The organism is Kitasatospora sp. NPDC057512, from assembly GCF_042802135.1.
Classification (GTDB): domain Bacteria; phylum Actinomycetota; class Actinomycetes; order Streptomycetales; family Streptomycetaceae; genus Kitasatospora.
The window spans coordinates 1-5819 of the sequence record NZ_JBHVET010000569.1 but is presented as its reverse complement, the minus strand read 5'-3'; the positions used below and the strand labels follow the sequence as shown (position 1 = coordinate 5819).

Genomic DNA, 5819 nt, shown 5'->3' with positions numbered 1-5819 from the left:
GGCCCGGACCGGCCACCGCCCCGCCGCCCGCCGGGTCCGCCGTCCCCCCGCCGGCGCCGGTCTCCGCCGCGCCCGCCGCCCCGGCCCCCGCCCCCGCTGGGGGCCAGAGCCCGGCCGCGCCCGCGCCGACCTCCGCCGCCCCCGACCGCCCCGCCCCCGGCGAAACGGCCACCCCCACGGCGCCCGCGACCCCGACGCAGTCCGCCCAGCCCACGCCGCAGCCGAAACCGCCACTGCCCGCCGAGGCGCGGATCACCGGCACCAACGGCGTGCTGGACAACTACTCCTCCAACGACCGGGACGGCAACACGGTCGGCACCTACTTCGCCAACGGCACGGCGGCGCAGCTCTGGCGGCTGGACCGGGTCGCCGACGGGATGTACTACCTGCGCAACGCCTCCAGCAACTTCACCAAGGTGCTGGACCAGGACCGCAGGAGCGGACTGGTGCAGATCTGGACGAGCCCGCCGGCCGACTGGAACCAGGTCTGGGCCATCGCGCAGGCCCCGGGCGGCTACCGGATCGCCAACGTCGCCACCCAGCTGTGCCTGACGTCCGAGGGGATCGGCGTCGGCGCCCACGTGGAGGCCTGCACGGGCGCGCAGAACCAGGTGTGGACGTTCAGCTGACCCGCCGGGAGCCGGACGCCGAGCCGCCGGCCGGGCCTCCGGCGGGTCAGGCCGGCAGCCAGGACGGCCACTGCCGGCGCGGCCGGACGGCGGGCCGGGCCGGGCCGATCAGCTCGCGCAGCCGGGCGGCCTCGGGGGAGCCGAGGGAGGCCAGGATGTCGTAGGCCTCCGACCGGCAGGCCCGGGCCGCCTCCCCGGCCGCCTCCCCGGCGGGTTCCGCCCGGTCGGCCTCCCCGGCGGTGCCCCCGGCGGCTTCGCGGTCGGCGAGCGCGTCGCCGAGCGCGGCCAGGGCCAGCCCCCGCCCCCGGCGGTCGCCGTCGAGCGTCAGCACCTCCACCGCCCGGCCGGCCGCCGCCACCGCCTCCTCGCCGCGCCCGACGGCGCGCAGCGACTCGGCGAGCCGCAGCAGCGTCCGGCCGGTGCGGCGCCGGTCGTCCGGTCGCAGCAGGGACAGGGCGTTGCGGTGGTGGTGCAGGGCCTGCTCGTACTCGCCGCGGTCGTGGGCGATCGTCCCCAACGAGTCCAGGGCGAGCGCCTGCAACTCGTGGTCGGCGAGCTCGTGGCAGATCAGCAGGGACTGGTCGACCACCCGCACCGCCGCCTCGGACCGGCCGAGACCGGTGAACGCGCCCGCCAGGTTGAGCAGTTCGGCCGCCACCGAGCGCCGGTCGCCGAGCCGCTCCCACACCGAGATCGCCGCCGTGAAGCCGTCGACGGCGTCGCCCGGCCGGCCGACCTGGGCGAACAGGGCGGCCAGCGAGGCGTGGGCCAGGGCGAGCAGCGGCCCCGGCAGGTCGTGGGCGGTGCACAGGTCGCGGGCCCTGAGCAGCTCGGCGAGGGCCGCGGGTTCGGAGCCGACCTCGGTCAGCAGCCGTCCGAGCACCAGCCGGGCCCTGACCTCGCCCGTCCGGTCGCCCGCGCGGACGGCGGCCTGGAGCAGCACCTTGGCCGCGTGCCCGAGCGGCCGGGTGGCCTGGCCGGTCTCGCACAACAGGACGTAGCCGAGCAGCAGTTCGGCCGCCAGGTCGAGCCGGGGCGGCTCGGGGAGGGCGGCGTACTGGCCGACCAGCGCGCCGATGCCGTGGTAGTCGCCGCGGCCGTGGGCCGCCGCCGTACCGGAGCCGCCGGTCCGGGCGGCGGCGCCGGTGAACGGCAGGGCGGCGCGGGCGGCGCCCGGGCCGAGGGCCGCGACGGTCTCGGTGTGGTGGCGGGCCACCAGGCGGGTGAGGACGGCGGCCGGCCGGTCCTCCTCCGGGCCCGCCTCCTCCGGGGCGAGCTGCAGGGCGAAGGCGCGCAGCAGGTCGTGGTACCGGTAGCGGTCCGGCGGCGCCGTCTCCAGCATCGAGCAGTCGACCAGCGACTCGGCCAGCTCCTCGGCCTCCCGCTCGGGCAGGCCGAGCACCGCCGCGATCGCGCCCGGCGACAGGTCGGGCACCTCCGGCACCGCCAACAGGCGGAAGGCCCGGGCCTGTTCGGGCGTCAGCTGGTCGTAGCCGAAGCGGAACGCCGACTCGACGGCGAGGTCCCCGGCGCGCAGCACGTCCAGCCGCCGGCGGTCCCCGGCCAGCATGTCGAGCAGCCGCGCCATGGACCAGCCCGGCCGGCAGGCGAGGCGCGCGGCGAGGATCCGTACGGCCAGCGGGAGGTGGCCGCAGAGCCGCACGAGCTCCCCGGCCGTGTCCGCCTCGGCCCGCAGCCGCTGCCCGCCGACCACCCGCCCGAGCAGGCCCAGGGCCTCCTGCGGGGCGAACGCGGCCAGCTCGACGACGTGCGCGTTGGGCAGCGCACCGAGCCTGGCCCGGCTGGTGACGAGCACCGCGCAGCCGGCCCGGCCGGGCAGCAGCGGCCTGATCTGCTCGGCGTCCCGGGCGTTGTCGAGGACCACCAGCACCCGCCGGCCCGAGAGCAACGAGCGGAACTGGGCGGAGCGTTCGGCGAGCCCGGGCGCCAGCCCCTCCGCCGGCACGCCCAGGGACCGCAGGAAGGCGCCCACCGCCTCCTCGGGCCGGGTCGGGCGGCCGTCGGCCCCGTGCAGGTCCAGGTAGAGCTGGCCGTCGGGGAAGTCCGCGGCCAGCGTGTGCGCGACGTGGACGGCCAGCGCCGTCTTGCCCACGCCGCCCAGCCCCGACACCGTCGCCACCGGCATGGTGCCGGGGGAGAGCAGGACGGCCCGCAGCGCCTCGGTCTGCGCTTCGCGGCCGGTGAAGTCGGCGAGGTCGGCCGGGACCTGGGTCGGCCGGACCGCCTCCGGGTACGGCGCACGGGCCGCGGCCTCGGCTGTGGCGGCGCCGGGCCAGGGCGAGGCGGGCCGGGCCGCTGCCGGTGCGGGCGTGGACACGGGCCCGGGCACGGGCCCGGACGCGGGCGCGGGTGCCACGAGCGCGGCGTCGGCCACCAGGATCCGGCGCTGCAGCTCGCGCAACCCGGGCCCGGCCGAGACGCCGAGCTGCGCCCGCAGCCGCCGGTCCGCGGCCCGGTACACGCCCAGGGCCTCGGCCTGCCGACCGGTCCGGTAGAGGGCGAGCATCAGCAGTTCGGAGAACCGCTCCCGCAGCGGGTACTCGGCCACCACGGCGGTCAGTTCGGCGACGGCCTCGCCGGACGGCCCGGCCTCGACCTCGGCCTCCAGACAGGACTCCAGGACGGTCACCCGGCGTTCGGCCCACTCGCCGCGCTGCCGCTCGGCGTACGGGCCGGGCAGCCCGGTCATCGGCTCGCCCCGCCACAGGGCCAGCGCCGAGCGGAGTACGGCGGCGGCGCGGGCGGGCTCCCCGCCGGCGCGCAGCCCCCTCGCCTCGCCGAGGAGCTCCTCGACCCGGTGGGTGTCCAGCCCCCCGAGGTCCAGGGCGAACAGGTAGCCCCCGCTGAGCGTGGTCGGCGCGGCGGGCCCCAGGACGCGGCGCAGGCGGTGGACGTACGTCCGGATCACGGCGGAGGGCTTGGCGGGCGGATCCCCGCCCCACAGGTCGTCGACGAGCTGACCGGTCGACACCGGGTGGTTGGCCCTCAGCAGCAGCGCGAGCAGCAGGCTCCGCTGCTGCGGCGATCCGAGCGCGAGCTCGCCGCCGTCCCGCCACCCCCGCAGCGGCCCCAGCACCGCGAACCGTAAACCACCCACCGGCCAATCCCCCTCCGCCCGCACACGATCCCCCGGGCGCGCATTGTACCGACCGCATCACCCCTGGTCAGGGACGAGGCCCCGGAGCGCCGGGACGGCCCCGGGGTACCCTGGCCGCCGGACCGGGAGCGAGGGGGAGGGCGTGACGCACGCGACGGCACCGGACGGCACCCGCATCGCCTACCAGCTCCAGGGCGAAGGGCCGCCGCTGGTCCTGCTGGCGGGCCAGGCCAACGACCACCACTGGTGGGACGCGGTCCGCGCCGACTTCCACCCCGCCCGCGCCACCCTCACCCTCGACTACCGCGGCACCGGCGGCAGCGACAAGCCCGAAACCCCGTACAGCACCGAGCTGTTCGCCCGGGACGTCGTCGCCGTCCTCGACGACCTCGGCATCGACCGGGCCGACGTCTACGGCACCTCCATGGGCGGACGGGTGGCCCAGCAACTCGCCGCCCGCCACCCGCACCGGGTGGGCGCCCTGGTCCTCGGCTGCACCTCACCCGGCGGCCCGCACGGCGTCGAACGCGGCGCCGACGTCCGCCGCGCCCTGGCGCAACCCGACCCCGAGGCCGCGCGACAGGCCCTGCTGGAGCTGATGTACACCCCCCGGTGGCTCGACTCCCACCCCGGCCCGCACCACACCCTCGGCGACCCCGCCATGCCCGCCCACGCCCGCCGCCGCCACCTCGCGGCCAGCAACCGGCACGACGCCTGGGACCTCCTGCCGGCGATCGGCGCCCCCACCCTGGTCCTCCACGGCGCCGACGACCTGCTCAACCCCGCCGCCAACGCCCCCCTGCTCGCCGCCCGCATCCCCGGAGCCCGCCCGCACCTGATCCCCGGCGCCCGGCACGCCTACTTCGAGGAGTTCCGCACCACCGCGAGCCCCCTCGTCCTGGACTTCCTCACCACCGACCCGCACCGGCCGTAGGCCACGGGCAAGCGGAAGGACCGGTTTCGGCCAGTCGTGTCGCCGGTGGATACAACCGATCACATCTTCGGCATGCTGACCGCTCACGTTGTCCGGACACACGACAAGGGGAGAAGGCCATGCGTCGAATCGCGGCTCTGGGGGCGGGTGCGGCACTGCTGGTGGCCGCCGGTGTGATGGCGGCGCCGACCGCCTCGGCGACCTCGTACTGCAGCACCACCCAGGGGACGAACTGGGGCTCGGTGAGCTGTCAGACCACCGCCACCAAGAACCACTGGCAGCTGGTGCTGGTCTGCAACAACGACAACGTCAAGGGCAACCAGACGACGGTCTACGGCCTCTGGCACATGGGCAACGGCAGCGACACCCTCTACTGCCCGACCGGCTACAGCGCGGCCTACACCAAGGTCAACAACGACAACTGACCCGCCGGGCCCGGGAGTCGGCTGCTCGGTCGCCGGGCCCGCCGCCGCCCGCGGTGGGCCCGGCGACCGAGCAAGCCCGTACAGTCCCGGCCATGACCGACACCACCGCGCCGTGGCGCGAACTCGAACGCACCACCGTCTTCAGCAGGTTCGGGCGGTCCGTCGACCGCGTCGGGTTCGAGCTGCCCGACGGCAGGCGGGACGAGTTCTACCTCAAACGCGAGGGCCCGGCCGGCGCGGTGCTCGCCCTCACCCCCGACCGGCGCGTCATCCTCGCCCGCCAGTACCGGCCCGGCCCCGACCGCGTGCTGTACGAACTGCCCGGCGGCCTCCTGGACCCCGGCGAACAGGCGGCGGACGCCGCCGCCCGCGAACTGCTGGAGGAGACCGGCTACCGGGGCGAGGTCCGCGCCGCCGGATCCTACTGGCTGGACGCCTACTCCGACGTCCGCCGCTACGCCTTCGTCGCCACCGACTGCGTCAAGGTCGCCGAACCGCGCCCGGAGCGCAACGAGTTCATCGACGTCACCACCGTCGACCTGGAGGAGTTCCGCACCCGCGTCCTGCGCAGCGGCGAGATGACCGACACGGCCGCCGCCTACCTCGCCCTGGACGCGCTGGGTCTGCTGTGAGCCGGGCGAGGAAACGGCAGGCCGCCTACCCCTCTGCCCGGGCAGAGGGGTAGGCGGGACGGCCGAAGCCCAGGCCCGGAC

General features: G+C 76.9%; 5 protein-coding genes. 4 read left to right on the top strand and 1 reads right to left on the bottom strand.

The annotated features are described in order from the left end of the window. The coding region (locus ACFU6K_RS29235; protein WP_380668019.1) for an RICIN domain-containing protein at window positions 1–629 on the top strand (629 nt) is incomplete at its 5' end. Window positions 630–675: 46 nt separating this feature from the next. On the opposite strand, the gene ACFU6K_RS29230 is transcribed toward ACFU6K_RS29235, so the two are convergent. Further along, window positions 676–3747: a BTAD domain-containing putative transcriptional regulator gene (locus tag ACFU6K_RS29230; RefSeq protein WP_380668017.1), complete on the bottom strand. Its 3072-nt coding sequence runs from the start codon at window positions 3745–3747 to the stop codon at window positions 676–678. A gap of 142 nt (window positions 3748–3889) precedes the next feature. Between ACFU6K_RS29230 and ACFU6K_RS29225 the strand changes: the two genes are divergently transcribed. From ACFU6K_RS29225 to ACFU6K_RS29215, 3 genes are all read left to right on the top strand, one after another. Further along, window positions 3890–4681 (top strand): alpha/beta fold hydrolase, encoded by a 792-nt coding sequence (locus tag ACFU6K_RS29225; protein ID WP_380668015.1) that lies wholly within the window; start codon window positions 3890–3892, stop codon window positions 4679–4681. A 119-nt stretch (window positions 4682–4800) separates the two neighbouring features. Then, window positions 4801–5106, top strand: coding sequence for a hypothetical protein (locus ACFU6K_RS29220; protein WP_380668013.1), 306 nt, complete (start codon window positions 4801–4803; stop codon window positions 5104–5106). Between the two features lie 92 nt (window positions 5107–5198). Then, window positions 5199–5738, top strand: coding sequence for an NUDIX hydrolase (locus ACFU6K_RS29215; protein WP_380668011.1), 540 nt, complete (start codon window positions 5199–5201; stop codon window positions 5736–5738). Window positions 5739–5819: the final 81 nt, after the last annotated feature.